Origin of the sequence: Pseudomonas sp. CFII64 (assembly GCF_000416235.1) — a bacterium.
Classification (GTDB): Bacteria; Pseudomonadota; Gammaproteobacteria; order Pseudomonadales; family Pseudomonadaceae; genus Aquipseudomonas.
This window is the reverse complement of record NZ_ATLO01000042.1, coordinates 434,288-461,206: the sequence shown is the minus strand read 5'-3', so window position 1 is coordinate 461,206 and position 26,919 is coordinate 434,288. Positions and strand designations below refer to the sequence as shown.

Below are 26,919 nucleotides of genomic sequence, written 5' to 3'. Positions count from 1 at the left end.
TGATGAGCATGGCTAATCCGCATCTGAAATTCGCCTCGCAAGCCGTAGCCAAACCTTACTTCGTGTTTGCCCTGATCCTGTTTCTCGGTCAGGTACTGTTCGGTTTGATCATGGGGCTGCAGTACGTGATCGGTGACTTTCTGTTCCCGATCATTCCTTTCAACGTGGCGCGGATGGTGCACACCAACCTGCTGATCGTCTGGCTGCTGTTCGGCTTCATGGGCGCCGCCTACTACCTGATACCGGAAGAGGCTGATCGCGAGCTGCACAGTCCGAAACTGGCGATCATTCTGTTCTGGGTCTTCGCCGCCGCTGGCGTGCTGACCATCCTCGGCTATCTGCTGGTGCCTTATGCCGGGCTGGCCAGGCTGACCCACAACGAGTTGCTGCCGACCATGGGCCGGGAGTTCCTGGAGCAGCCGACGATTACCAAAATGGGCATTGTGGTGGTGTGCCTGGGCTTTCTCTACAACATCGGCATGACCCTGCTCAAAGGGCGCAAGACCACCGTCAGCATGGTGATGATGACCGGGCTGATCGGGCTGGCAGTGTTCTTCCTGTTCTCCTTCTACAACCCCGGCAACCTGGCCCGCGACAAGTTCTATTGGTGGTGGGTGGTGCATCTTTGGGTGGAAGGCGTGTGGGAATTGATCATGGGCGCAATGCTGGCCTTCGTGCTGATCAAGATCACCGGTGTAGACCGGGAAGTCGTGGAGAAATGGCTGTACGTGATTATCGCCATGGCGCTGATTACCGGGATCATCGGCACCGGTCACCACTTCTTCTGGATTGGTGCGCCCGAGGTCTGGTTGTGGGTCGGTTCGATCTTCTCCGCCATGGAACCGTTGCCCTTCCTGGCGATGGTGATATTCGCCTTCAGCACCGTGAAGAACCGTCGGCGCCAGCACCCGAACCGAGCGGCAACGCTGTGGGCCAAGGGCACAACGGTGACGGCCTTCTTTGGCGCCGGCGTCTGGGGCTTTCTGCACACCCTGGCTCCCGTCAACTTCTACACCCACGGCTCGCAACTGACGGCAGCGCACGGACACCTGGCGTTCTACGGGGCTTACGCGATGATCGTCATGACCTTGATCAGCTACGCCATGCCGCGCTTGCGTGGACTGGGTGAAGCCGGTGACGAGCGCTCGCAGACGCTGGAGATCCGGGGCTTCTGGTTGATGACGCTGTCGATGGTGATGATCACGCTGTTCCTCACAGCGGCCGGGGTCGTGCAGGTTTACCTGCAACGCTGGCAGATCGACGGCACCGCCTTGCCGTTCATGGCCACGGTCGAACGCCTGCAAGTGCTGTTCTGGGCGCGTCTGGTGGCGGGCATCGGCTTCCTCGCCGGGCTGCTCTGCTACTTGTTCAGCTTCCGGCAGCGGGGTCGCGCAGCGTTGCGTGCCCCGGCGCCGGTGGTGCCTTCATGAATCGGGATCACGGCTAGAAAAGGTCGGCCCGGCTGAGACAGCGGGCCGTTTTTTTATTTCAAAAAGGACATGGAACATGGCCTTTACCGTCGAACTGGAAGAATGGGTCGGTAGCGTCTGGCATCGCTTCATCACCCGCCGCGCCAGCCCGGATTTCCCCGACGCACGCGTCGAGTTGCTCAATCAGCAACGCCCGCTGGCGCTGTTGTTTCGCGCCATGGGTGGTGCCAATGGTATCGGCGTGGAAGCGGCCAGCGACCGTGATCTGCTGCTGCGGCGCAACGTGTTGCAACAGATCGCCGGCACCTGCAAACAAGTGCCGCTGGCGTGGTGTGACGAGAACAACCTGCGGTTGCCGTCGAGCCTGGCGGTGTTTCCTGACGCCGCACTGAACGAGGAACTCTATCGCTGGCTGGCCTTGCTGGCGGCGCAGGCTGGACCGATGCGCCACTGGGGCCGGGACAACCAACGCTGGACCCGGATGCTGTTATTGCGTTATCCGGCCTTGCGTGCGCGCTACACCCGGTTGGTCGATACCCACCTGCAATTGCGCCCGGATCCGGCAACCCTGAGCCGCAGTGAAGCGGCACTGGAACGCGCGTTATGTCAGGCGTTGCGCGAGCCGGGCAGCGTCGAGGATTTCCCGCGCAGTGAGCGGGCCGCCTGGCCGCTGCCGTTGTGGTTGTACCCGCCGCAACATCTCGCCAGCCCGCTGGCCGCCGATCTGGGCGATGAATCCGAAGCGTTTCTGACGACGCCTCCCGGCGAGCAGCAAGGCGGGCGCAAACGCGCCACACGCATTGATGACAATTCCCGGGATGGCGGGCTGTTGGTGGTACGCCTTGAGAACCTGTTCAGCTGGACCGAGCATGTCGACCTGGATCGCTGGGCGGACGACAGCGAAGACCCGGACGCCGCCAGAGTCGCCGACGACCTGGATGAACTGACCCTGTCGCGCACCCGACTGCGCAAGGGCGGAGGTCTGAAGCTGCACCTGGACCTGCCGCCGGCCGATGTCGACGATATTCCCCTGGGCGCAGGCATCAAGTTGCCGGAGTGGGACTATCGCAAGCAGCGGATGCAGGACGCCTTCGTCAATCTGCAAATGATGGTGCCCCGTGATTGTGAGGCGCAGCCGCTGCCGGCGCGGTTGAAGGCCTCGGCTCACCGTCTGCGGCGTCAGTTCGAGCACTTGCGCAATGACCGCCAGTGGTTACGCCAGCAACCCCAGGGCTCGGAACTGGACATGCAGGCCTGGCTGGATTTTCACGTTGAACGCGAGCAAGGCCAGTGCGCCGAGCGCGGTCTGTTCATGGAACAACGCCAGACCCGCCGCGACCTGGCGTGCCTGTTGCTGGCCGATGTGTCGATGTCCACCGATGCGCACCTCAACGATGAGCATCGCGTCATCGACGTCATCCGCGACAGCCTGCTGCTGTTTGGCGAAACCCTGTCGGGGCTGGGCGATGACTTCGCCTTATACGGGTTTTCCTCGCTGCGGCGTCAACAGGTCCGCATGCAGGAACTCAAGTCGTTCACCCAGCGCTATGACGACAACACCCGAGGTCGTATTCAAGGGCTCAAACCAGGCTATTACACGCGCATGGGCGCGGCGATTCGTCAGGCCACGCAATTGCTGGGTTGCAGCAAGCGGCGCAGCAAACTGTTGCTGCTGCTGACCGATGGCAAGCCCAATGACCTGGATTTGTATGAGGGACGCTACGGGGTTGAAGACACTCGCGAAGCAGTGCTGGAGGCGCGGCGCCAAGGACTGACGCCGTTCTGCATCACCATTGATCGTGAGGCGGGGGATTATCTGCCGTACATGTTCGGTGCCAATGGCTACACCTTGATCCGCCAGCCTGAGCAATTACCGCTGCGCCTGCCGCAGTTGTATCGTCAGCTGACCCAGCCGTGAGCCAGTTTGTCAGCGCAGCATCAACTGATGCCGCGCGGCAGCCAGAAAAACATCACCACGCAAAAGACCGTCAAACCGATGCAGAACCACTGGAACCGGCGCAGTCGACGCGCTGCGGCGTGTTCGGCCAGCGCTGGCAGCGGCATGCCGCATTGGCAGCACTCGGTGTGTTGTGGCGGGTTGGCGCGTTGGCAGTACAGACAGATGGGCATCGCGTTCACTCGAACTGTTCCAGGCGCAGACGATCAAGAATGGCGATCTGGCGACCGTCCTGGGTAATGATCTTTTCATCAATCAGGCGCCGAATGATCCGCGAAAACGTTTCCGGCTGGATCGACAGATGCCCGGCAATCAGCTGCTTGGCCATCGGCAGCTCGAATTGACTCTGAACCGGTTGCGCACGCACCAGCTGCGTCAGCAGGTAACGCACGACCCGGTGAGTAGCGTTTTTCAGGGACAGGGTTTCGATTTCATTGACCCGCTGGTGCAAGCGAACGCAGAGCTTGCCGAGCAGTGCAAAGGTCAGCCGGCTGTTGCTTTGCAGCAGGCGCATGTAGGTGCTGTTGGATAACCGGTAGAGCTGAGTGGGGCAGACCGCTTCGGCCGAGGCCACATAGTTGGGGGTGTCCATCAACATCATGGCCTCGGCGAAGGTGTGCCGTTCGCCGATGACTTCAAACACCTTTTCCTGCCCATCGGGGGTCAGGCGGTAGATTTTCACCGCCCCGGCAATCACGAAGTAAAACGAGTCGGCCGGCTCGCCCTGGCGAAACAGCGGTTCGCCTTTATCGATGCTCAGCAATTGGCTGGCACTCATCAGTTCATCCAGCTGTTCTTCGTTCAACGGCTCGAACAAATGATGACTGCGCAAAATCTGGTGATGGACGCGATGTAACACCATGGAATTCATCCTGAAGGTTAAGAAAAACGGCGGCTATCCCGTCAGACGAGGCCCAGAGAAAGGCTGCTGGCCAGGGCCAGGACTGAGGTCAACACCACAAACCAGGCCAGGGGCTGGATGACTTTTTTCATGACGACTCCGGGTAATCGGGAAGGATCAAGGTTTCGCTAAGGTTGCCCATGCTCAGCAAGACCCGGGCCATGCGCCAAAGACCCTGTTTAGGGGAGGGCGTAGAGGTGTGAGGTTAAAATGACCATCGTTAACGGGTCTTTATGACCATTGAAGAGTCATAAAGACTTTGAGTGGATGACCGCGCCGACCCGGGAAGCCTGCTGCGACGGGGATTCGGTGCGGAGGCACGGCCCTTGCACTCTTGATTTGCGACAACGACGTTTGATCCGCGATACCCGATGATCGAACTCCGTATTTTCCTCGACGCTTGCAGCTGAGTGTCAGGTTGGCAACAAGGTAGAGGAGTGGCTTTATGCAAGTGCTTGAGCGCCGTAAAGCGATGGCGATCCCGCCGCTGTTACGGCTGGCCTTCCGGCCATTTTTCCTCGCGGGCTGCCTGTTGGCGGTGCTGGCCATACCGCTGTGGCTGATGGCGTTCGGCGGTTCGCTATCGGAATGGCAACCGGCAGGCGGCTGGCTGGGCTGGCATCGGCATGAATTGTTATTCGGTTTCGGCCTGGCGATTATCGCGGGCTTTCTGCTGACCGCCGTGCAGACCTGGACCGGTCGTCCGGGTATCAGCGGGACACCGCTGGCGGCGCTGGCACTGTTGTGGTTGGGCGCGCGAATCGCCTGGCTGGCCAATGCGCCATGGCCGTTGCTCGCGGTGCTGGAATTGTCATTCCCGCTGGCGGTGGCGGTGCTCATGGGCTTCACCCTGTGGAAGGTGCGGCAAAAGCGTAACTACCCGATTGTGATTGTATTGCTGCTGTTGGCGGCGGCTGATGGTCTGTCGTTGTACGGGCTGGTTGAAGGTCATGAAGGCTGGCAGCGCCAGGGCGTGTTGACCGGGATCTGGCTGGTGGCGGCGATGATGGGCTTGATCGGCGGGCGGGTCATTCCGTTCTTCACCCAGCGCGGTCTCGGCCGGGTCGAGGGTGTCGCCGCATGGCCATGGCTGGATCGGCTGCTGCTGGCGGGCTCTGCGCTGCTGGCGCTGGCCTATGCCGCAGGGCCCGCGCTGTACCCGAATATCTGGGTGGGCCTGTTGTTCACGATAGTTGCGGCAGGGCATCTGGTGCGCCTGATTCGCTGGCATGATCGGGCACTTTGGCGCGTGCCGTTGTTGTGGTCGTTGCACCTGGCGTATGGCTGGCTGGCGGTCGCTTGCCTGGGCATGGCGTTGTGGCATTTTGGCCTGCCGATCAATCCGAGTCTGGCGGTGCATTGCCTGACGATCGGTGCGATGGGCGGCCTGGTGTTGGCCATGATCGCGCGGGTTACGTTGGGCCATACCGGCCGCGCGCTGGAGCCACCGTCGGGTATGACCCTGGCGTTCATCCTGCTCAACCTCGCGTGTCTGAGCCGGGTCGTGTTGATCCTGTTTTTTCCTTTGCCGGCGCTTTGGTTGGCCGGTGTGTGCTGGACGCTGGCGTTTGCCCTGTACGCCTGGCGCTATGGGCCGATGCTGCTGCGGACCCGCGTTGACGGTCATCCGGGATAAATCAGCGAACCTGAGGAGGTTGCCAGTCATGTACCCCTTGCTATTGGTGACGCACTTGCTGGCCGCGATTGCCTTCATCGGCACGCTGTTTTTCGAGGTGGTGATCTGGCATCGAGCCCGCCTGCAACTGACGGACACCGCGCAGAGCACGGCGGATCAGGCCATTGCGGTGCGCTCGCGCAAGGTGCTGCATGGCGTGGTATTGCTGCTGTATGGCGCCGGTATCGGTCTGGCGTGGCAGCACCGGGGCACATTGAGTCAGCCGCTGGCCAGCAGTTTCGGCACGTTGCTGAGCCTGAAGATCCTGTTGGCCTTGAGCATCATTGGTCATTACCTGTTGCTGGCCTATTGGTTGACCCACGCGCGACTGTCCAATGCCCGCGCCAGCTGGATTCGCCGCAGCATCCTCGGGCACATGGTGTTGATCGTGATTCTCGCCAAGGCCATGTTCTATTGGCAGCCTTGAGTGGCGCAGAGAAAAACCCGCGCCAGCCGGAGGGTTGGCGCAGGTTTGGTGGTGCGGCAATCGTTCAATGACGAGGGTTCAGGGCATTGACGAACAGCACGTTGTTTTCCAGGTGAATGTGTTGCGTCAGGTCATCGCGAAACTCCAGCAGCCCGCGATACAAGGCCCGCCAGGTGTTACAGGCATCGACCGGCGGGGTGATGTTGTCAGTCAGGGCCAGCAGCTTCTCCAGGGTTCGCCCGTGTTGATCATGTTCGAAACGCATTACCTGGATCGGCGGCGCAGCCTGGGGGCCAAAGCCCTGTTGCAGCATCGGGAAGAGCACTTGTTCTTCCTTGAGCATATGGCCTTCGAGTTCCTGTTGCAGGTCGGTCAGCAGGTCGGCCAGACCGTTGGGGCAACTGCTGCGTGCGCCGTGGACGTGTTCGACGCGACGGGCCAGACGGATCAGCTCCGGCAGTTGCTCCCGGTGGCGGGCGTGGTAACGGGTCAGGAGGTGGGCGATCAGGCGTTCTGGCGGTTCGTTGCGCCAGTCGTACTGGTTCTCGCCAGCGTCTTGCAGCAGGTTCAGGGCGTCGGCAATCAGTGCCGGATCGAGGTCTTTGCCCAGCGCCGCTTCACGCAGGCTTTTATGTCCACCGCAACAGAAGTCCAGCTTGAGTGAGTGAAAAATCCGGGTGGCGCCGGGAATATCGCAGGCCAGTTGGCCAAGGCTTTGTTCCTGCAGGGTCTGGCTCATCGGGGTTCCTTGATTGGGATTTCAACGGTTCCCCAGACTCATTGCATCCGCCATGCCATTTTTTAACGTATTGATAATCATGAATTTATTTTTGGCTGTGGTGATAGAAACCCTGACGCTTCAGGGTCAATCCAACCCAAGAGGGTAATGACTACCATGCTGCGTGAAAGCCTGGCTGCCGACCTGATCGTCGAGTTGCCCAATGCCGTGCGGTTGCAACGACTGGTCCAGACCCTGCGCGAATACTTCAACAGTGGCGCCGTGGGCTTGCTTCGTCTGGATGGCGACAGCCTCAGGCCGGTTGCGACGGTGGGGCTGGTGCACGAGGCGCTCGGGCGCCGGTTTGTCATCGCCCAGCATCCTCGACTGGCGGCGATCATGGCGTCGCGTGAACCCACCTGGTTCGAGCCCGACAGTCGCCTGCCTGACCCCTACGACGGCTTGCTCGATCACGCTGTCGGCGAGCCGTTGCCGGTGCATGACTGCATGGGCGTGAGCCTGTATGTGGAAGGCCGGATCTGGGGTGCGATCACCCTCGATGCGCTGCATGCCGGCACCTTCGACAGCCGTGCCCATGAAGAGCTCAAGCGATGTACCTTGCAGATCGAAGCCGCCGTGCGGGTCACCCGCCTTGAGCAGGAAAACCGCAGCTTGCGCCTGTCCCGCAGCGATCTTCAGGACCTGCGTACGCCGGTGGATGAAGGGGAAATCCTCGGCCGCAGCGAGGTATTACACCAGTTGCTGATTGAGCTGGACGTATTGGCCGACTCCGATCTGCCCGTGTTGCTTTTAGGCGAGACCGGCGTCGGCAAGGAGTTGTTTGCCCGAAGGCTGCATCGCCTCTCGCGACGCAGTCACAAGCCGCTGATACAGGTCAACTGCGCGGCCTTGCCGGAATCCCTGGCGGAGAGCGAGTTGTTCGGCCATGTCAAAGGCGCGTTTTCCGGCGCCACCCATGACCGTGCCGGACGTTTCGATGCCGCCAACGGCGGAACGCTGTTTCTCGACGAAGTGGGCGAATTGCCGCTCGGCGTTCAAGCCAAGCTGCTGCGCACTTTGCAGAACGGCGAAATCCAGCGCCTCGGGGCGGACAAACCCTTGCATGTCGATGTGCGGATCATTGCCGCGACCAATCGTAATCTGCCCGACAGTATCCGCGACGGTCTGTTTCGCGCGGACCTGTATCACCGACTTTCGGTGTATCCGGTGCCCATCCCGGCGCTGCGCGAGCGCGGACACGATGTGTTGATGCTGGCCGGGCACTTCCTGGAACTCAATCGGGCCCGGCTCGGGCTGCGTGGTTTGCGACTGTCGCCGGCAGCCGAGCGGGCCTTGCTGGCGTACAGCTGGCCGGGCAATGTGCGCGAGCTGGAACATGTGATCAGCCGCGCCGCGTTGAAGCAGCTCAGTCGCGGTACGAGTCGCACGCAGATCATGACGCTGGAACCCGCGATTCTCGACCTCGACAACACGCTGAGGGCATCGGGGCTGATGGTTGAGCCGCTGCTGGAGGAAGCGTCGGTTGTGCCCTTCCAGACCTTGAGCGTCGCGGTCGATGACTGTCAGCGCCAACAGGTTCTCCAGGCCCTGAGTCTTTCCGGAAACAACTGGGCCGGGGCCGCGCGGCTGCTGGAAGTCGATCCCAGTAACCTGCACAAACTGGCCCGGCGTCTGCGGCTCAAGTAAACGCACGCATCCTTTGCGTGCCAAGTGTTGATGGTGGTCAAGGTGGTCTCGCGCAAGGCTTTGCACACTGCGTGAAACCTTCAGGAGATCACTGACATGCCCCTTTCCCTGGCTGAGATGCGCCGCAGCTACACCCTTAATGGCCTGCAGGACGAGGCGGCGCTGGACGATCCGCTGACGCTGTTCCGCCAATGGATGCAGCAGGCGCGGGACACCGAGTGCGCGCCGATCGAGGCCAACAGCATGATGCTGGCGACGGTCGACAGCGAAGGCAATCCGCATTGCCGGGTGCTGCTGCTCAAGGGCTTGAGCGACGAAGGCTTTACTTTTTTCGGCAATTACCAGAGCGACAAGGGCCGGCAACTGGCGGGTAACCCGAATGCCGCCATGACGTTTTTCTGGCCGGGGCTGGAGCGTCAGGTTCGCATCGAAGGCCAGGTGTCGAAACTTCAGGCACAGCTCTCGGACGCGTACTTCGAGTCGCGCTCGGAGGCCAGTCGGCTGGGTGCCTGGGCTTCGCCGCAGAGCCAGCCGCTGGCCAATCGGGCAGCGCTTGAATCGTTGATGGCCGACACCATCACGCGGTTTGTTGATCAACCCGTGCCGCGACCCGCGCATTGGGGCGGCTATTGCCTGCGCCCACAGCGCCTGGAGTTCTGGCAGGGGCGCGCTGACCGCTTGCATGACCGCATCGATTATCGCTTGCAAAACGGCGTGTGGTTTCGCAACCGCCTGGCGCCTTGAGCCGGTCGAGGTACCTCCATGGAGGAATAGGCCACACCGCGATTCCGGTTCAGGCTTGAGCCTATGCTCATCTACGGGAGGCTTTGAAATGGCCCATCTGGCGCAACGCACGTTTGAACCCCTGAACATCGCCGTGCTGACGATCAGCGATACACGCAGCTTCGAGACCGACACCTCGGGACAGACACTCACCGACCTGCTGCAAGCGGCCGGGCATGCATTGATTGATCGTGATCTGGTCACCGACGACATCTACCAGATCCGCGCGACCGTTTCCCGGTGGATCGCCGATCCCAAAGTGCAGGTCGTACTGATGACCGGCGGTACCGGTTTCACCGCCCGCGACAACACGCCGCAAGCGGTCCTGCCGTTGCTGGATAAGCACGTGGAAGGCTTTGGCGAGTTGTTCCGTCAGGTCTCCCTGGCGGAAATCGGCATGTCCAGCTTGCAGTCGCGGGCCTTGGCCGGAATGAGCAATGGCGTGCTGGTGTGCTGCGTTCCAGGTTCGCCGGGGGCCTGCCGGACCGCCTGGAACATGATCTTGCTGGAACAACTGGACAGTCGCACCGGGCCGTGCAATTTCGCCCCGCATCTGAAAGCGCAAACCCCGCGGGGCATCGACGCCTGCGGGACGCGTTCATGACCGGCCCGGTGTGTGACAGCGGTCACTTGATGCCGGTGGATGAGGCTATTCAGCGTCTACTGGATCAGGTGCCGCCACCGCCTTTGTCGCACATGATTCCTCTGGATCAAGCCATGGGCCGGGTTCTGGCGGCGGACATTCATTCCCCGGTGAACCTGCCGGCCTGGGACAACAGCGCCATGGACGGTTATGCGCTGCGGGCGGCCGACCTGCCAACAGAGGGCGGTTATCTGCCGCTTGGCGGGCGAATTGCAGCGGGGGATCCGGCCGATTCGCCCTTGCCGGCGCAGCAGGCGGTGCAGATATTCACCGGTGCGCCATTGCCGCCCGGCGCCGATACCGTTGTGCCGCAAGAACGCTGCCGGATTGAGGGTGCGCGGGTCTGGTTCCCGTTGGTGAAAGTTGGCGATCACGTACGCCACAAGGGCGAGGAGGTTCGTCGAGGCGATCTGTTGCTCAAAGCCGGCAAGCGTCTGCGTGCACAGGAACTGGGGTTGCTGGCCGGCGCTGGCGTGGCGCGAGTCGAGGTTTATCGCCCGTTGCAGGTGTGCTTGCTCAGCAGCGGCAATGAACTGCGTGAGCCGGGCGATCATCTGGCTCCGGGGCAGATTTACAACAGCAATCGCTACTGCCTGGCGGCGTTATTGCGTGGCTGGGGCGTCGAGGTGCACGACTATGGCGTCATGGCCGATGAGTTGGCGGCCAGCCGACATGCCCTGACACTGGCGTCTTCGGAATGCGACCTGCTGCTGAGTTCCGGTGGTGTGTCGGTCGGCGAGGAAGATCATCTCAAGCAGGCGATTGAGGAACTGGGCAGCCTAGATTTCTGGCGCCTGGCCATTCAGCCGGGTAAACCCTTGGCTTTTGGCAATGTGATCGGCAAACCCTGGATCGGCATGCCGGGAAACCCCTCGGCGGCGATGATTACCGCGTTGGTCGTCGTGCGTCCGTTCCTGCTCCGGGCCCAGGGGGTGACTGATGTGCTGCCCAAGCCATTGGCGGTGCCGGCCGGCTTCGACTGGCTGCAACGTAACAAGCGTCGGCAGTACTTGCGGGCCAGATTGACGCCAGATGCTGAAGGCCGGTTGAGCGTGGAACTGCACCCTCAGCAAAGCTCGGCGATGTTGACGGCTGCCTGTTGGGCCGACGGGTTGGCGGTCATCGAGTGCGAGCAGCAAGTGCTCAAGCACGACAACGTGATGTTCCTGTCCTTCGCTGACCTGATGCAGTAACGGCAATTGATTGTCGTCAAGGTCGTGGCTGCCGGTCTGGCTAGACTGGCAGCGCCTTTTCCAACGGTGCATCACCGCATCGGGCGAGGGTCGAGACGCGTTTTTTCATGAGGATTACCCATGCAACTGGTCTGCCCGGCAGGGAGCCTGCCTGCGCTGAAAGCGGCGGTGCGCCAAGGCGCTGATGCCGTTTATGTCGGCTTTCGCGATGACACCAACGCCCGGCATTTCGCGGGGCTGAACATGGACGACAAACAGTTCGACGCCGCCGTCGCCCACATCCGCCAGCATCAGCGCAAACTCTACGTCGCAGTCAATACTTACCCGCAACCCAAGGGCTGGGAGCGCTGGCAGCGAGCGGTTGATCGCGCCGCCGACTTCGGCGTGGATGCGCTGATCGCCGCCGATCCCGGGGTGCTCAATTACGCCAGTCAGCGTCATCCGCAACTGGCGTTGCACCTGTCGGTACAGGGCTCGGCGACGCACGCCGCTGCACTGCAATTCTATGCGCAGCGCTACGGCATTCGTCGCGCGGTGCTGCCACGGGTGTTGTCATTGGCGCAGGTCCGTCAGGTGGCCGCCAGCAGCCCGGTACCCATCGAAGTGTTTGGTTTTGGCAGCTTGTGCATCATGGCCGAAGGGCGTTGCCATCTGTCTTCCTACATAACCGGCGAGTCGCCGAACCTGTGCGGTGTCTGTTCACCCGCCAAGGCGGTGCGCTGGAGCGAGGACGCCCAAGGCTTGAGCGCGCGCCTGAGCGAAGTGCTGATCGATCGCTACACCCCTGACGAACCCGCCGGTTACCCGACCTTGTGCAAAGGTCGTTTCCTGGTCGACGGCAAGCGCTTTCATGCACTGGAGGAGCCCACCAGTCTCGACACCCTGGACTTGCTGCCGGAGCTCAAGGCTATCGGCGTCGAAGCGGTAAAAATCGAGGGTCGCCAACGCAGCCCGGCCTATGTCGAACAAGTCACCCGGGTCTGGCGGGCGGCACTGGATGCCCATCGCGGTGCGCCAGGCAATTTTCGGGTCAAGGAAGAATGGCGTCAGGTGCTGGCGGGCTTGTCCGAAGGCAGCCAGACCACCCTGGGTGCTTATCATCGATCATGGCAATGAGGGACGGAACATGAAGCTCAGCCTTGGACCGGTCCTGTTTTACTGGGACAAACAACAACTCAGTCACTTTTACGCCGAGATGTCGGCCTTGCCCCTGGATGTGATTTATCTGGGGGAAACCGTGTGTTCGAAACGCCGGGCGTTTTCCCTGGATCAATGGCTGGGACTGGGGCGCGAGTTGCAGGCCTGCAGCCAGGCACAGTTGGTGATCTCCAGCCTGACGCTGATCGAAGCCGCTTCCGAACTGTCCAGCCTGCGGCGGCTGTGCGACAACGGCGAGTTGTTGGTGGAAGCCAACGACATGGGCGCGGTGCAATTCCTCGCTGAACGCAAGTTACCATTCGTGGGCGGTCCGGCCCTGAATCTGTACAACGGCCACGCGCTGGTGCAGCTGCTGGACAGCGGCATGACCCGTTGGGTGCCGCCCGTGGAGTGTTCGGCGGCGTTGATTGGCGATGTGCTTGAGCAAGTGCGCGAACTGGGTCATGAGGTGCCGGAAGTGGAAATCTTCGCGTACGGGCATTTGCCGCTGGCGTATTCCGCACGCTGCTTCACCGCCCGGGCGGAAAACCGGCCCAAGGATGACTGCCAGTTTTGCTGCATCAACTACCCCGACGGCCTGGCATTGACCAGTCAGGAAGGGCAATCGTTGTTCACCCTCAACGGTATCCAAACGATGTCGGCCGAGGTGACCAATCTTCTGGCTGACTATTCCGGGCTGGTGGCTTGCGGGGCCGACGTGTTGCGTTTGAGCCCGCGTGCCCAAGGCATGGCAGAAATCATTGGCGCTTATCAGCGGGTCCGCTCGGGCGAGACGCCGCCACTGTTCGTTGACGGATGTAATGGCTACTGGCATGGCCAGGCTGGCATGCTGCGCGTCGAGGAGGTTGGCCTGTGCTGAACCGAAAAAAATGGTTGTTGAAAGGTGCCGACCGCTTGCTGCCGCTGGTGCGCCGCGTGCCGTTTACGGTGCAGCGCCTGGCGTTGCAACAGGCACTGAATCGTTGCCTCGCCGAGCCGTTGCGCGATGGTGAGTTTGAAGTGTTGCGCGGGCGTTGGTTGTGCCTGCGGATCCCGGATCTGGGTTTGTCCTGGTACCTGACCCTGAACCAGAATGGCTTGCGAATCGCCGAGCACGCCACGGCAGACGTAACCATCAGCGGCAACTGGCGCGAGTTTTTGCTGTTGGCCAGCCGTCAGGAGGATCCGGATACGTTGTTTTTTCGCAGACGGCTGGTCATCGAGGGTGATACCGAGCTGGGGCTGACGTTGAAGAACCTGATTGATAGTCTCGATCCCGATGTGTTGCCGGTGTGGTTGTGGCGCAATCTTGAGCGGGCGGGGAAGGGGTTGGCGGCGTGATGAAAAACCACAGCGAATATCAACCTGATTTAAGGTTGCAGGGTTTCCCTGCAACATAGAATCTCCCACAAGGACGGCGCTGAATTCGTCGGAGCGAGGCTTGCCCGCGAATCGGGCGCCTTGGTGGGTCAGACACACCACGTTATCGTTCTTCGCGGGCAAGCCTCGCTCCCACGGAACGCCATATTGCTCCTTTCCCACTCAGGACGTGTAGAACCGGGTGGGAGAGGACTTGTCCTCGATGAGGCCGGAGGGTCAACCCCAAGCCCCGTAGGACCGGATTTATCCGGGAGGGCGTCGGCTCGGGCAACACATCTGCGGCGCCTGAAAATTCCTTCGCGAGGGCGGTATTTCGGGTGTCAGCGAAACGCCGGCACCACGTGCTCGATAAACAGCTTCAGTGACTTCTTCTTCTCGGCATGGGGCAGGCTGTTGTCGCACCAGAAGCTGAATTCGTCGACGCCCAGTTCCTGGTAGTACTTGATCCGGGCAATGATTTGTTCCGGGGTGCCGATCATGGTGTTCTTGCGGATATTCTCCAGCTCGAACTCCGGGCGTTCCTTGAATTTCTCCTCCGGGCTTGGCTCCAGAAACCCGTTGACCGGTGTCTGTTTGTTGCCGAACCAGGCATCGAAGGTGCGATAAAACTTCGAAATCGCCTTGGCACCGACTTGCCAGCCTTCGGGGTCATCGACGGCATGCACGTGGGTGTGGCGCAACACCATGAGCTGCGGGCGCGGGACATCCGGGTTATTGGCCAGGGCCGCTTCGAATTTGTTCTTCAGGTCGACGACTTCTTCGTCGCCCTTCATCAACGGCGTGACCATGACATTGCAGCCATTGGCGACGGCAAAGTTGTGGGAGTCCGGGTCGCGGGCGGCTATCCACATTGGCGGCGTGTTGATCGGCTTCGGCACGCTGGTAGAGGTGGGAAACTTCCAGATGTCGCCGTCGTGGGCATAGTCGCCCTGCCACAGCGCGCGCACCACCGGGACCATTTCCCGCAGCGCCTGACCACCGGAAGAGGCGGGCATGCCGCCCGCCATGCGGTCGAATTCCACTTGATAGGCGCCGCGCGCCAGACCGACTTCCATGCGGCCATTGCTGATCACATCCAGCAGGGCACATTCGCCCGCCACCCGCAGCGGATGCCAGAACGGCGCGATGATCGTGCCCGCGCCGAGATGGATCTTCGTGGTTTTTGCCGCCAGATACGCCAGCAAGGGCATCGGGCTTGGGGAAATGGTGTATTCCATGGCGTGGTGTTCGCCGATCCACACGGTGCTGAAATCCCCGGCTTCGGCCATCAGCGTCAGCTCGGTCAGGTCTTCGAACAACTGCCGGTGGCTGACGTGCTCATCCCAGCGTTCCATATGCACGAACAACGAAAATTTCATGACGCTTTCCCTCGATTTTTTGTTTTGCGAATGAATAAGCCGGCTTCGGTATTGCCCGGGTTGGCGCTGGCTCACACCAGCGCGGGCAATGCGCCCATCTTGCCTCGGCAATACACCATCGGGCTGTTCGGCAGCTCGGGGACGATCAGGTTTTTCACCGCGCCGACCATGATTGCGTGGTCGCCGCCTTCGTATTCGCGCCACAGTTCGCACTCGATGATCGCCGTCGCGTTGGCGAGCAACGGGTTGCCCAGTTCACTCAGGGTCCACTCGATACCGGCTGCCTTGTCCTTGCCCTTGCGCGCGAAGGCATAGGCTTCGCTTTGCTGGGTGCCGGACAGGAAATGGATCGCAAAGCGCTTGTTCTTGATCAGGGTCGGATACGAGTCCGAGCTGTAATTGGGGCAGAACAGCACCAGCGGTGGGTCCATGGACAACGAACTGAAGGCGCTGGCGGTCAGGCCGACCACTTCGCCATCGTCATTGAGCGTGGTAATCACCGTCACGCCCGACGGGAACGAGCCCATGACGTTCTTGTAGGCATTTGCGTCGATCATGTTCGTTTCCTCTGCGTGCGGGTCTTGGCTGCTTTCTGGTCGTGAGTAACGCGTTTGTTGGTTTATGGTATACCGTAATACCGGTGTTGCAAGCGCTTTTTACGCGACTTTGGTTTAGCTGAAAACGACGATGCCCTCCAGGGGAGGGCATCGCCGACACGTCAGGGATCAGTGGGCGCCAGCCACCTTGTTTAAATCACTCTCGGCCCATTCGGTATACACACAGGCATCGCCAGCGGCCCAGCGTACGCGCACCTTGTCGCCCGGTTTCATCGGCATGCCGGTGGCAGACAGCGCCTTGACGGTCATTGCCGTGCCGCTGTCGGTGACCACCGAGCAGGTCTGGCTTTCGCCGAGGAACAGCACTTCGGTGACGCTCGCGGTGACTTCGTTCCAGCCACTGAGCAAAGGCTCGCTGGCGGCCTGTTCGAGGCTCAGCGCCTGGGCTTTTTCCGGGCGAATCATCAGCAATACGTCCTGCCCGGCCTGCAGGCTGGCAGTCAGCCGGATGGAAAGCGGCTGTCCTTCAAACGTCGCGGCCGCGTTGCTCTGGGCCTTGAGCTTGAGGAAGTTGGAGTTGCCCAGGAACGAGGCGACGAAGGCATTTGGTGGGTTTTGATACAAGTCATAGCCCGTGCCCAGGCCGACGATCTTGCCGTGGCTGAAGATCGCAATGCGCTGGGACAGACGCATGGCTTCTTCCTGGTCGTGGGTCACGTAAACGATGGTGATGCCCAGCCTGCGGTGCAGCTGACGCAGCTCGTCCTGCAATTCTTCCCGCAGTTTCTTGTCCAGCGCGCCGAGAGGTTCGTCCATCAACAGAATGCGCGGCTCGTAAACCAGCGCACGGGCAATTGCCACGCGCTGCTGCTGGCCACCGGAAAGCTGCGAAGGGCGACGATGGGCGAACTGTTCGAGCTGCACCAGCTTGAGCATCGCATCCACGCGTTTTTCCCGTTCGGCGCTGGGCATTTTACGAATTGCCAGCGGGAAGGCGATGTTGTCGCGCACCGACAGATGCGGAAACAGCGAGTAGCGCTGGAATACCATGCCGATGTCGCGCTTGTGTGGCGGCACATTGATCAGCGATTTGCCGCTGACCAGAATCTCCCCGGAACTGGGCGTTTCGAAGCCGGCCAGCATCGACAGCGTGGTGCTTTTGCCCGAGCCGCTGGAGCCCAGGAAAGTGAGGAATTCACCGTCCTGAATATCCAGCGAGATGTTGTCCACGGCAGCAAAATCGCCGTAATGCTTGTTCAGGTTGCACAGACTCACCAGGATTTTCTGATCCTGCTGGCCGGCTTCTTTAATCACCGCACTCATGACGTACTCCTCGCTTCGTTGCGTCGACGCAGCGTCGCTGCGATCACCATGACCATGACTGACAGACCGATAAGCAGCGTCGAGGCGACGGCGATCACGGGTGTCAGGTCCTGACGCAGGGTGGTCCACATTTTGACAGGTAGGGTTTGCAGATTCGGGCTGGCCATCATCACGCTCAGGACCACTTCATCCCACGAGACCAGAAACGCGAACAGGGCACCGGCGACCATGCCGGGACGGATGCCGGGGAAGGTCACTTTGACGATGGCCTGGAGGCGTGATGCGCCGCAGATCACCGCCGCGTCTTCGATGGACTGATCGAACAGCTTCAGCGAATTGATGATCGAGATGATGGTAAAGGGCAGGGCGACGATCACGTGGCTGACCACGAATGAAAACAGTGTGCCGGTGTAGCCCAGCTTGAGGAACAGCGCGTAGACCGCCACCGCGATGATCACCAGCGGCACGATCATCGGCAGGGTAAAAATGCCGTACAGCAGGTCGCGACCCGGAAAACGACCACGCACCAAGGCGAAAGCTGTGGGCAGGCCAAGGGCGACCGCGCAGATTGTGGTCAGCACCGCGACTTTCAGGCTGGCGAACGCGGCAGCCATCCATTCCGGGTTGGAGAAGAATTGCTGATACCACTTCAGCGTCCAGCCCGGCGGTGGAAATACCAGCCACTGTGATGAACCGAACGACAGCAGCACGATAAACACGATGGGCAGGATCAGGAACAGCGCGATCAGGGCCGTGGTCAGGTACAGCCCGAAGCGCAGCCCCGGGCTCATGGCATTGGGAGTCAGGAGCATGTCGGCTTACCTCGCGTTGCTGGCGGCGACCGGGGATTCCGGCTGGAGCTTCAGGTAGAAGTAAAACAGCACCAGGGTGATCACGATCAGCAATGCCGCAGCGGCGCTGGCCAGACCCCAGTTGAGGAACGATTGCACCTGCTGCACGATGAACTCCGGCAGCATCATGTCCTGCGCGCCGCCCAGCAATGCCGGGGTCACGTAATAACCCAGCGACATGACGAAGACCATCAGCCCGCCGGAAAACAGCCCCGGCCGACACAGTGGCAAAAACACCTTGAAGAAGTTGGTCCAGGGACTCGCGCCGCAGATCGAACCGGCCTGCAGCACCATCGGATCAATGGCCTGCATGGTGGCCTGCAACGGCAGCACGATGAACGGAATCATGATGTAACTCATGCCGATCACCACGCCGGTCAGGTTATGCACCATTTCCAGCGGCTGATCGATTACCCCCATGGCCATCAACGCTTTGTTGATCACCCCGGAAGCTTGCAGCAGCACCAGCCAGGAATAAGTGCGCGCCAGCAGACTGGTCCACATCGACAGCAACACGATGTTCAACATCCAGCGGCCCCAACCGCGTGGCACCAGCGTGATTGCCCAGGCCAGCGGGAAACCCAGCAGCAGGCTGAACAACGTGACCAGTCCGGCCACCGAGAACGTATTGAACAACACCCGGGAATAGGCAGAGTTGGCGAACAGTTGTTCGTAGTTGCCCAGGCCAGGTGTCGGCTCCAGCACGCCGCGAAGCAATAGCCCGATCAGTGGCGCGAAGAAGAACAGGCCCAGAAAGATCAGGGCCGGGAGCAGATTGCGGCTGCCGCGCCAGCGTTGTGACAAGGAAACTGATTGCTTCGCTGCCACGACGTGGTTGGGTACCGCGCCGGCGGTGCTGGAAGCACCACCGGCAGGGTTGGATTGACGGGCCGTGCCGGCCGTCATTTTTATTTGACCAGCCATTCGTTCCACCGTGTCGCGATGGCCGAACCGTTCTTGGCCCAGTACGCGAAGTCGAGAGTGATTTGGTCCTTGGCGTACGCTGTTGGCAGGTTAGGCGCCAGGGTCGAGTCCAGACGCTGCACGCTGTCCAGATTCACCGGAGCATAGGCCGTCAGGTTGGAGAAGTCGGCCTGGCCTTTGGCTGCAGTGGCCTCGGCGATGAACTTCATGGCTGCGTCCTTGTTCTTGGCGCCTTTTGGCACCACCAGGAAGTCGGACATGACCAGATTCTGCTTCCAGCTCACGCCCACTGGCGCGCCGTCCTGCTGTACGGCGAAGACCCGGCCATTCCAGAACTGGCCCATGGAGACTTCACCGGAAGCCAGCAGTTGCTGGGATTGCGCGCCGCCGCCCCACCAGACGATGTCTTTTTTGATGGTGTCGAGTTTCTTGAAGGCGCGATCCAGATCCAGCGGATAAAGCTTGTCGGCGGCAACGCCATCGGCCAGCAGCGCCAGCTCCAGCACGCCCGGGCTTGGCCATTTGTACAGCGCGCGTTTGCCAGGGAAGGTCTTGGTGTCGAACAGTGCGGCCCAGTCTTCAGGCTTGTTCTTGCCGGTCTTGCCTTCGTTGTAGCCGAGCACGAAGGAGAAGAAGAACGAACCCACACCGCTCTCGGAGACGAAGCGCGGGTCGAGGCGATCCTTCTTGATGACGTTGAAGTCCAGCGGTTCCAGCAAGCCTTCGCTGGCGGCGCGCAGGGCAAAGTCCGCCTCGACGTCCACGACGTCCCACTGCACATTGCCGCTTTCAACCATCGCCTTGAGTTTGCCGTAGTCGGTCGGCCCGTCCTGCACCACCGCAATGCCGCTGGATTTGCTGAAAGGCGTCGCCCAGGCCTGCTTCTGGGCGTCCTGAGTCGAACCGCCCCAGCTGACGAAGTTCATGCTGTCGGCGGCCATCGCCGCGACGCCTGATACGGACAACACGCCGGCCGTCAGGACTGCAATTGCACGTTTACTCAACACCATTTTGTACGCCCTCATTTGTTGTGTTTTGAGCGGGCTGTTGTTGCCCGCTTATCGGGAGCAGTAGGTCCATTGGGCCTTGGTACGGGCGACCGTGTCAGGGGCTGTTGTTTGTGCTGTCTCCGGTGCTGGAGCGCGCCTGACTGTTCTTTCGGTCTACGGAATATCATATTATGGTATTCCAAACTTTCTGCAAGGGTTTAGCCGTCAAGATCACTGAAATTGTGCGCCGTGATTGCCTTTAGCCCCTTTGTATATTGGGTAAAACGCCCTTGTGGCAGGGCTTTCAGCGTGTTGCCGGCGGCTTGAAAAACAGCCTGAAAAACAAAAAAATACCTGAAAAAAACCTGTTTTTAGCGGCCTTCATCCCGAGAAAGACAGGGTCTCCACCACTTCCAGATCGTAGCCAGTCAAGCCTGCGTATTTCAGCGGGGCACCCATGTGCCGCAGTTTGCCGACGCCAATGTCTTGCAGGATTTGCGCCCCGGTGCCGACTTCCGAATAAATCCGCGACTGCGAGCGGCTGAACTGCCGAGGCGCCTGGGTCAATTGCGGGATGCGTTCGAGCAGCGCCTGGGATGACTCGTGATTGGCCAGCACCACCACGACGCCAGTGCCCACCTCTGCGACCTTTTGCAGAGCGGCCCACAGCGTCCAGTTACTCGGTCCGGTGTATTCGGCACCCACCAGATCCCGCAGCGGATCGATGACGTGGACCCGCACCAGCGTCGGCGTTTCGCGCTTGATATCGCCCATGACCATTGCCATGTGGACGCCGCCTTCTATGCGATCCTCGTAACTGATCAGACGGAAGGTGCCGTGTACCGTCGGCAATTCCCGTTCGCCGATGCGCAGAACGGTGTGCTCGGTGCTCAAGCGGTAGTGAATCAGGTCGGCGATGGTGCCGATCTTGATGCCGTGCCGGGCGGCGAAGGTTTCCAGATCCGGGCGTCGGGCCATGGTGCCGTCGTCATTCATGACCTCGACAATCACCGAGGCGGGTGTGAAACCGGCCAGCCGCGCCAGGTCGCAACCGGCTTCGGTATGGCCGGCGCGGGTCAGCACGCCACCTTCCCGGGCGCGCAGCGGGAAGATATGGCCCGGTTGCACCAGATCCTCGGCACAGGCGCCACTGGCTACCGCAGCGGCAACCGTCCGGGCCCGGTCAGCAGCGGAAATACCGGTGCTGACCCCGCTGGCCGCTTCGATGGATACCGTGAAGGCCGTGGCGAACACGCTGCCATTGCTGGGCACCATTTGTTCCAGGCCCAGACGCTGGCAATGCTCGTCGGTCAGGGTCAGGCAGATCAGGCCCCGTGCCTCGCGGGCCATGAAGCTGATCGCCTGGGCATCGCAACAGTCCGCCGCGAGCAGCAGATCACCTTCGTTTTCCCGGTCTTCGTCATCCACCAGCAGGACCATCTTGCCCTGACGGTAATCCTCTATGATTTCTTCGATTCGGTTGAAGGGCATGGCGGGCTCCGGCTGTCGTATCGTTGTTTATTTGTGGTATACCATAAGACAGTTAAATCATAAGCGACAGATATTTTTCAACGGGTGGAGGTGAAGATGAAGGGTTACTGGATTGCGCAGGTGGACGTGACCGATCCGGAGCAATATTCCGGTTATACACAACGCGCCCCGGCTGCGTTCACGCTGTATGGCGGCAGGTTTCTGGCCAGGGGAGGGCGTAGCGAGGCCGTGGAAGGCAAGACGGCTACGCAGCGCACCGTGGTGATCGAATTTGATTCGTATGAACAGGCACTGGCCTGCTACCGCTCGGCGCAGTATCAGGATGCACTGAGTTATCGCCAAGGCGCGTCGACGGCCGAGATTGTGATTGTGGAAGGGGTTTGAGAGGACGTGGTAGCGGCTCCCACAGGAATCTGGCGCTAGCGAATGAAATGCACCTTGCCGGTATCGTCGTTGCCAACGTAGATCCCGTATGAACCGGTCCGGCGTTCTTCGATGTAGCGCTCGAGGATCTGCCGGATTGCCGGGTAATAGATGCTGTCCCACGGAATGTCTTCGGGAGCGAAGAACTGGCAGGCGAGGGTTTCCGGGCCGAACTGTCCGGTGATCTCAAGGGCCAGGGCGCGGAATACGATGTACACCTCGCTGATGCGCGGCACGCTGAAGATCGAGTAGGGCGAAACGATTTCGGCGCGCACCCCGGTTTCTTCCCAGACTTCACGCAGTGCGGCCTGTTCGGTGGTCTCGCCGCTCTCCATGAAACCCGCCGGCAGCGTCCAGGTGCCGGGACGCGGCGGTATGGCGCGCTGACACAACAGGTACTTGCCGTCGCGCTCGATGATGCAGCCGGCAATGATCTTGGGATTGACGTAATGAACGTAAGCGCAACTGCCGCAGATCAATCGCGGGTGTGTGTCACCTGCGGGAATGCGCTGAGCGAGGTCAGCGCCACCACATTGCGGACAGAAGCGCGGGGCGACCATGTCAGCGGCCTATGCGCGGTTCTTTGAGTGCCACTGGCTCGACGATTTCACGAACCTTGCTGCCATCGTTCTGTTTGAGCTTGAGGTAATCCAGGGCCACTTTGGCGGCGCTGCGCACGTGATCCACCGACGCCTGGTGCGCGGCCAGCGGATCACCGCTCTTGATGGCCGCAACGATGCGCTCCATCTCTTCGTTACTGGCGCTGCGACGGTTTTCCTGGGACACGGAGGTCGCCCGCAGATAGCTGATGCGGGCCTGCAACTGGCGCAACTGAGTGGCGGCGACATGGTTGCCCGAACCTTCGAGGAGCACGTCGTAGAAGCTCTGCACCGAGTCGATGACCTGTTGCAGCTCACCCTCGTTGAGCGCCTTGCGGTTTTCCTCGAGGGCTTTTTCCAGCGCCCGGATATTCCTGGCCTTGGCGCGCAGGGTGAACAGCTGCACGATCAGGCCTTCGAGCACACAGCGCAGCTCGTAGATATCGCAGGCATCTTCCAGGGTGATGATTGCCACGCGCGGCCCTTTGGCGTCGGCGAACTCCACCAGGCCCTCGGATTCCAGATGGCGCAGGGCTTCGCGAACCGAAGTGCGACTCACGCCCAGACGCTCGCACAGATCGCGCTCCACCAGGCGATCGCCGGGCAGCAGCTGGAAATTCATGATGGCGCTACGCAGCTTGTCCAGCACGATTTCGCGCAGGGTAATAGGGTTGCGATTGACCTTGAAGCTGTCGTCGAGTGGAAGGCGTTTCATGGAGTCCCGCTCTGATTGTGACTGTCATGGGTGAAGCGAAAAGAGCCGTTACGCTCTGCAAGTCCGGTGCATGGCCGCGAATCGGCGAATCTCGCCGGCGGCACAGCAAAAAACAGCGGCGAGTTTATCACGCAGGCTCCTGCATGCGACACGCTGACTGCAACCGGACCGGACTTGATTGTACGACCCATGCCGGTCAGACCAGAACTGGCAACGGACCCAGCTTGCCCCGGTGATAAATCATCGGTGTGAGCGGGTTTTCCGGCAGGATCAGATTGCGCACCGCGCCGACAATGATCGCGTGATCGCCGCCATCGTATTCACGCCACAGCTCGCATTCGATGATCGCCGTCGCCTTGCCCAGCAGCGGATTACCCAGTTCGCTCAAATGCCATTCGATACCCTTGGCCTTCTCCTTGCCTTTGCTGGCGAACGCATAGGCCTCGGCCGTCTGGTCGGCGGACAGCAGGTGAATCGCGAATTGTTTGCTGTCGCGCAGGATCGGGTAGGTGTCCGAAGCATAGTTGGGACAGAACAGGACCAGTGCCGGGTCGATGGACAGCGCACTGAAGGCGCTGGCGGTGATACCGACGATCCCGCCTTCGGCATCCAGGGTGGTGACCACCGTGACGCCGGACGGAAACGAGCCCATGACTTCTTTGTAAATACCAGGTTCGATCATTTCAGGGCCTCTCATAAAACTGAAGTGAAGCATTTCTCCGTAGGGAGTTCGCTCCTACGGCATTTGGTTCTCTCAACGCATCACAAACGGATCGGGCATGGGTTCTGCCGACAGGTTGATCCATACCGTTTTCAGTTCGGTATAGGCCAGCACCGAATCGATGCCGCTTTCACGACCGTAGCCGCTGTTCTTGAAGCCGCCGATAGGGGCCATGGCTGACACCGCGCGATAGGTGTTCACCCAGATGATTCCGGAGCGGACATCCCGGGCCAGGCGATGGGCGCGGCCCAGGTCGCGGGTCCAGATGCCTGCCGCCAGGCCGAACTGCGAGTCATTGGCGATCGCCAGCGCTTCGGCTTCGTCCTTGAAGCGAATCACCGAAGCCACCGGCCCGAACACTTCTTCCTGCATGATCTTCATCGAGTTGCGGTCGCATTCGAACAGTGTCGGCTCGTAGTACCAACCTTCGGTGTCCATTGGCGGTCGCTTGCCGCCGGTGCGCAGGCGCGCACCTTCGGCCAGCGCATCGGCGACCAGGCCTTCGACCACCGCCAGTTGTTGCGCGGTAGCCATCGGCCCCATTTCGCTGGCGTCTTCCTGAGGATTGCCGATGCGGATACGTTGGGCGCGCGCCACCAGGCGTTCAACGAACTCGTCATAGATTTCGTCTTGCACCAGCAATCGCGAGCCGGACACGCAGCTCTGCCCGGACGCGGCGTAGATGCCGGCAATCGCGCCATTGATGGCGCTGTCCAGATCGGCGTCGGCAAAAATGATGTTGGGTGATTTACCGCCCAGTTCCAGGGACAGTTTCGCGAAGTTCTCCGCACTGCTGCGCACCACGTGGCGGGCGGTCGCCGCTCCACCGGTGAAAGCAATCTTGCGTACCAGCGGGTGCCGGGTCAGGGCTGCGCCGGTGCTCGGACCGTACCCGGTGACGACGTTGACCACGCCGGGCGGAATACCCGCCTCAAGGGCCAGGCGCGCCAGTTCCAGCACGGTTGCCGAAGCATGTTCCGAAGGCTTGAGGACGATGGTATTGCCGGCGGCCAGCGCGGGCGCGAGCTTGATGGCGGTCAGATAGAGCGGACTGTTCCAGGGAATGATCCCGGCCACCACGCCCATGGGTTCATGCACTGTGTAGGCGAACAGGTCGGGCTTGTCCAGCGGCAGGGTGCCGCCTTCGAGCTTGTCCGCCAGGCCTGCGGTGTAGTGGAAAAATTCGGGCAGATAGCTGACCTGGCCTCGGGTTTCACGGATCAGCTTGCCGTTGTCACGACTTTCCAGCTGAGCCAGTTGTTCCTTGTTTTCAGCGATCAGGTCGCCGAGGCGGCGCAGCAATTTGCCCCGCGCCGTGGCGGTCAGTTTGCGCCAGGCCGGATTTTCGAACGCCCGCTGCGCGGCCTGCACGGCACGGTCCACATCTGCCTCGTCGGCGTCGGGCAACTCGGCCCAGGGTTGGGCCAGCGCCGGGTTGAGGCTCTGGAAAGTCTTGCCGGAGAGGGCGTCGACCCATTGCCCATCAATACACATCTGAAAGCGCGCGAGCGTCATGCAACGATCCCCTTTGCCTGATTGTTTACGTCAGCCTTGGTCAGAAACTCCAGCAATACCTGGTTGACCAGTCGCGGCGACTCCACCGGCATCATATGCCGCTGTTCGGGGAGTATCGCCACTTGTGCACCGGGAATATGCGAGGCCAGTTGCCGCGCCATTTCCGGGGTGGAGCCGGGGTCCAGTTCGCCAGTGGCGATCAGGGTCGGCACTTGAATACTGGCCAGGTCATCGGCGCGGTACATGTCCTGGGTCGCGAACAAGGTGTACGTCGTCAGATAGCCTTGCGGGTCGTTGTCAGCCAATACCTGGCGGATCGCAGCGATCTGCGCCGGGTTGGCCGCCTGATATTCACGGCTGAACCAGCGCGATAAAGCTTCGGCTGCGTTGGCGTCCGGCCCGTGCTCGGCGGCCTGGCTGGTGCGGGCAATGACGCCGGCACGTTGCTCGGCAGAGCGATTGAACACGCTGTTGAGAATCACCATGCCGGCAATGCGCGGCGGGAAGTGCAGCGCGAAAGCCCGCGCGACCAGCCCGCCCATGGAGAAACCGATGACCGTGGCCTGCGCCAGGCCCAGATGGTCGAGCAGTTCCTCCAGTTGTTCGGCGTAACCACGCAATTGCGTGTCGGCGGCCGGGCGCGGGCTGGCGCCATGGCCGAGCATGTCGTACGCGATGACCCGATAGTGCGGAGCCAGACCTACGACCTGGCCGCCCCACATCTCTTTGTTCAAACCAACGCCGTGGATCAACACCACGGGATGGCCTTGGCCGGTCGCCAGGTAACTGGTGCCGGCGGGGGTGCGCTCAGCGGTGAGCCGAATCATGGATCGCTCCTGCACTATGAGTCTTACTGGGCTTTCTCGGCGGCCAGGTCTTCAAGATCGATGTAGCGATTGCCGATCCGTGGATGCAGACGCCCGCCATTGGCAGCCCCGAGGACCACGACGATTTCATCGGCGCGTGGCGCGTCTTCGATCTTCATTTCCAGGGTGATGTAGTGCGAGCGCAAACCTTCGTCATCCTTGTGCATCATCGGGATCTGAATCGAAGTGCCGGGGCCGCCGCGTTTGTTGGTGAAGCTCAGGTAGCTCTTGGCCTTGACCGCTTCGCGGTAATGATTGCCGAAACGCAGGGTGTGGATCACTGCCGAAGCGTGCTCGATCTCGCCATCGGCACCGACCACTGCTGCTTTGCCGTAGGCCTCGATTTTGTCGGCACCGCCGATGGCATCGGTTAGACGCTGGACCATCAATTCACCCAGGTGCGAGCAATTGGCGCGGATTTCCGGTTTCAGGTCTTCGACGAAACCACGGCCCAGCCACGGGTTTTTGATCACCACGGCGAGGCCGATCATGGTCACCGGTTTGTCGGTGGCTTTACCGCCTTCGATGAAGGTTTCCTCGGCGTAGCTAACGATTTTGCGAATTTCGAAACTCATGAGCGGCTCCCAGACAGGGTTATTGGTGTGTATTGCGTCTGATGGTATACCATAATATTGG

Annotated in this window: 28 protein-coding genes; 12 read left to right on the top strand and 16 right to left on the bottom strand. The window is 61.0% G+C overall.

What is annotated here, in order from left to right; translation table 11 throughout:
• The first annotated feature begins 2 nt into the window (after positions 1–2).
• The gene (locus CFII64_RS20050) at positions 3–1,430 is read left to right on the top strand and encodes a cbb3-type cytochrome c oxidase subunit I (protein ID WP_020292661.1); all 1,428 of its coding nucleotides are present in this window, start codon (positions 3–5) and stop codon (positions 1,428–1,430) included.
• A 76-nt stretch (positions 1,431–1,506) separates the two neighbouring features.
• Positions 1,507–3,348 carry a nitric oxide reductase activation protein NorD gene (locus CFII64_RS20045; protein WP_020292660.1) on the top strand — a complete coding sequence of 614 codons (1,842 nt, stop codon included), beginning with the start codon at positions 1,507–1,509 and terminating at the stop codon, positions 3,346–3,348.
• 20 nt (positions 3,349–3,368) lie between these two features.
• On the opposite strand, the gene CFII64_RS20040 is transcribed toward CFII64_RS20045, so the two are convergent.
• Positions 3,369–3,560 carry a hypothetical protein gene (locus CFII64_RS20040; protein ID WP_044901582.1) on the bottom strand — a complete coding sequence of 64 codons (192 nt, stop codon included), beginning with the start codon at positions 3,558–3,560 and terminating at the stop codon, positions 3,369–3,371.
• 5 nt (positions 3,561–3,565) lie between these two features.
• Positions 3,566–4,249, bottom strand: a complete 684-nt coding sequence (locus CFII64_RS20035) for a Crp/Fnr family transcriptional regulator (RefSeq protein WP_020292658.1) — start codon at positions 4,247–4,249, stop codon at positions 3,566–3,568.
• A gap of 484 nt (positions 4,250–4,733) precedes the next feature.
• Here CFII64_RS20035 and CFII64_RS20030 point away from each other — a divergent pair, with 484 nt between their 5' ends.
• Both CFII64_RS20030 and CFII64_RS20025 read left to right on the top strand, forming a co-directional pair.
• Entirely contained in the window at positions 4,734–5,924 is a 1,191-nt protein-coding gene (locus CFII64_RS20030; protein ID WP_020292657.1) for an NnrS family protein, read from the top strand.
• Between the two features lie 28 nt (positions 5,925–5,952).
• The gene (locus CFII64_RS20025; protein WP_020292656.1) at positions 5,953–6,390 is read left to right on the top strand and encodes a hypothetical protein; all 438 of its coding nucleotides are present in this window, start codon (positions 5,953–5,955) and stop codon (positions 6,388–6,390) included.
• 64 nt (positions 6,391–6,454) lie between these two features.
• Here CFII64_RS20025 and ytfE read toward each other — a convergent pair whose 3' ends face one another.
• Positions 6,455–7,129 carry an iron-sulfur cluster repair protein YtfE gene (gene ytfE / locus CFII64_RS20020; protein ID WP_020292655.1) on the bottom strand — a complete coding sequence of 225 codons (675 nt, stop codon included), beginning with the start codon at positions 7,127–7,129 and terminating at the stop codon, positions 6,455–6,457.
• A gap of 156 nt (positions 7,130–7,285) precedes the next feature.
• Here ytfE and norR point away from each other — a divergent pair, with 156 nt between their 5' ends.
• The 7 genes from norR to CFII64_RS19985 all read left to right on the top strand — a co-directional run bounded on the left by norR (position 7,286) and on the right by CFII64_RS19985 (position 13,912).
• A complete protein-coding gene (norR, locus tag CFII64_RS20015; protein WP_020292654.1) occupies positions 7,286–8,815 on the top strand; it encodes a nitric oxide reductase transcriptional regulator NorR in 1,530 nt (509 codons plus the stop codon).
• Between the two features lie 96 nt (positions 8,816–8,911).
• The gene (gene pdxH, locus CFII64_RS20010; protein ID WP_020292653.1) at positions 8,912–9,559 is read left to right on the top strand and encodes a pyridoxamine 5'-phosphate oxidase; all 648 of its coding nucleotides are present in this window, start codon (positions 8,912–8,914) and stop codon (positions 9,557–9,559) included.
• Positions 9,560–9,647: 88 nt separating this feature from the next.
• Positions 9,648–10,202 carry a molybdenum cofactor biosynthesis protein B gene (moaB, locus tag CFII64_RS20005; protein WP_020292652.1) on the top strand — a complete coding sequence of 185 codons (555 nt, stop codon included), beginning with the start codon at positions 9,648–9,650 and terminating at the stop codon, positions 10,200–10,202.
• Positions 10,199–11,434, top strand: a complete 1,236-nt coding sequence (glp, locus tag CFII64_RS20000) for a gephyrin-like molybdotransferase Glp (protein ID WP_020292651.1) — start codon at positions 10,199–10,201, stop codon at positions 11,432–11,434. Before moaB ends, glp begins: the two co-directional genes overlap by 4 nt.
• A gap of 120 nt (positions 11,435–11,554) precedes the next feature.
• Entirely contained in the window at positions 11,555–12,550 is a 996-nt protein-coding gene (locus tag CFII64_RS19995; protein WP_020292650.1) for a peptidase U32 family protein, read from the top strand.
• 10 nt (positions 12,551–12,560) lie between these two features.
• A complete protein-coding gene (locus tag CFII64_RS19990) occupies positions 12,561–13,451 on the top strand; it encodes a U32 family peptidase (RefSeq protein WP_020292649.1) in 891 nt (296 codons plus the stop codon).
• Positions 13,445–13,912: an SCP2 domain-containing protein gene (locus tag CFII64_RS19985; protein ID WP_020292648.1), complete on the top strand. Its 468-nt coding sequence runs from the start codon at positions 13,445–13,447 to the stop codon at positions 13,910–13,912. Before CFII64_RS19990 ends, CFII64_RS19985 begins: the two co-directional genes overlap by 7 nt.
• Positions 13,913–14,271: 359 nt before the next feature.
• On the opposite strand, the gene CFII64_RS19980 is transcribed toward CFII64_RS19985, so the two are convergent.
• The 7 genes from CFII64_RS19980 to ribBA all read right to left on the bottom strand — a co-directional run bounded on the left by CFII64_RS19980 (position 14,272) and on the right by ribBA (position 21,444).
• Positions 14,272–15,309, bottom strand: a complete 1,038-nt coding sequence (locus tag CFII64_RS19980; RefSeq protein ID WP_020292647.1) for an LLM class flavin-dependent oxidoreductase — start codon at positions 15,307–15,309, stop codon at positions 14,272–14,274.
• A gap of 71 nt (positions 15,310–15,380) precedes the next feature.
• Entirely contained in the window at positions 15,381–15,866 is a 486-nt protein-coding gene (locus CFII64_RS19975; protein WP_020292646.1) for a flavin reductase family protein, read from the bottom strand.
• Positions 15,867–16,034: 168 nt separating this feature from the next.
• Positions 16,035–17,189: an ABC transporter ATP-binding protein gene (locus CFII64_RS19970; RefSeq protein ID WP_020292645.1), complete on the bottom strand. Its 1,155-nt coding sequence runs from the start codon at positions 17,187–17,189 to the stop codon at positions 16,035–16,037.
• Positions 17,186–18,001: an ABC transporter permease gene (locus CFII64_RS19965; protein ID WP_020292644.1), complete on the bottom strand. Its 816-nt coding sequence runs from the start codon at positions 17,999–18,001 to the stop codon at positions 17,186–17,188. Before CFII64_RS19965 ends, CFII64_RS19970 begins: the two co-directional genes overlap by 4 nt.
• Before the next feature lie 6 nt (positions 18,002–18,007).
• Positions 18,008–18,964, bottom strand: a complete 957-nt coding sequence (locus tag CFII64_RS19960) for an ABC transporter permease (protein WP_084488286.1) — start codon at positions 18,962–18,964, stop codon at positions 18,008–18,010.
• Complete coding sequence (locus tag CFII64_RS19955) at positions 18,949–19,974, bottom strand: ABC transporter substrate-binding protein (RefSeq protein WP_020292642.1); 1,026 nt, start codon at positions 19,972–19,974, stop codon at positions 18,949–18,951. The genes CFII64_RS19960 and CFII64_RS19955 overlap by 16 nt, the downstream gene beginning before the upstream one ends.
• 360 nt (positions 19,975–20,334) lie before the next feature.
• A complete protein-coding gene (gene ribBA / locus CFII64_RS19950) occupies positions 20,335–21,444 on the bottom strand; it encodes a bifunctional 3,4-dihydroxy-2-butanone-4-phosphate synthase/GTP cyclohydrolase II (protein WP_020292641.1) in 1,110 nt (369 codons plus the stop codon).
• Positions 21,445–21,540: 96 nt separating this feature from the next.
• Between ribBA and CFII64_RS19945 the strand changes: the two genes are divergently transcribed.
• Positions 21,541–21,828, top strand: coding sequence for a DUF1330 domain-containing protein (locus tag CFII64_RS19945; protein WP_020292640.1), 288 nt, complete (start codon positions 21,541–21,543; stop codon positions 21,826–21,828).
• A 35-nt stretch (positions 21,829–21,863) separates the two neighbouring features.
• Here CFII64_RS19945 and CFII64_RS19940 read toward each other — a convergent pair whose 3' ends face one another.
• From CFII64_RS19940 to CFII64_RS19915, 6 genes are all read right to left on the bottom strand, one after another.
• A complete protein-coding gene (locus tag CFII64_RS19940; RefSeq protein ID WP_020292639.1) occupies positions 21,864–22,427 on the bottom strand; it encodes an NUDIX hydrolase in 564 nt (187 codons plus the stop codon).
• Between the two features lies 1 nt (position 22,428).
• Positions 22,429–23,181, bottom strand: coding sequence for a GntR family transcriptional regulator (locus tag CFII64_RS19935; RefSeq protein ID WP_020292638.1), 753 nt, complete (start codon positions 23,179–23,181; stop codon positions 22,429–22,431).
• 196 nt (positions 23,182–23,377) lie between these two features.
• On the bottom strand, positions 23,378–23,863 hold the full coding sequence (locus tag CFII64_RS19930; protein WP_020292637.1) for a flavin reductase family protein: 486 nt from the start codon (positions 23,861–23,863) through the stop codon (positions 23,378–23,380).
• Between the two features lie 72 nt (positions 23,864–23,935).
• Entirely contained in the window at positions 23,936–25,417 is a 1,482-nt protein-coding gene (locus CFII64_RS19925) for an aldehyde dehydrogenase (RefSeq protein WP_020292636.1), read from the bottom strand.
• The gene (locus CFII64_RS19920; RefSeq protein WP_020292635.1) at positions 25,414–26,244 is read right to left on the bottom strand and encodes an alpha/beta fold hydrolase; all 831 of its coding nucleotides are present in this window, start codon (positions 26,242–26,244) and stop codon (positions 25,414–25,416) included. The genes CFII64_RS19925 and CFII64_RS19920 overlap by 4 nt, the downstream gene beginning before the upstream one ends.
• A 23-nt stretch (positions 26,245–26,267) precedes the next feature.
• Complete coding sequence (locus CFII64_RS19915; protein WP_020292634.1) at positions 26,268–26,858, bottom strand: amino acid synthesis family protein; 591 nt, start codon at positions 26,856–26,858, stop codon at positions 26,268–26,270.
• Positions 26,859–26,919: the final 61 nt, after the last annotated feature.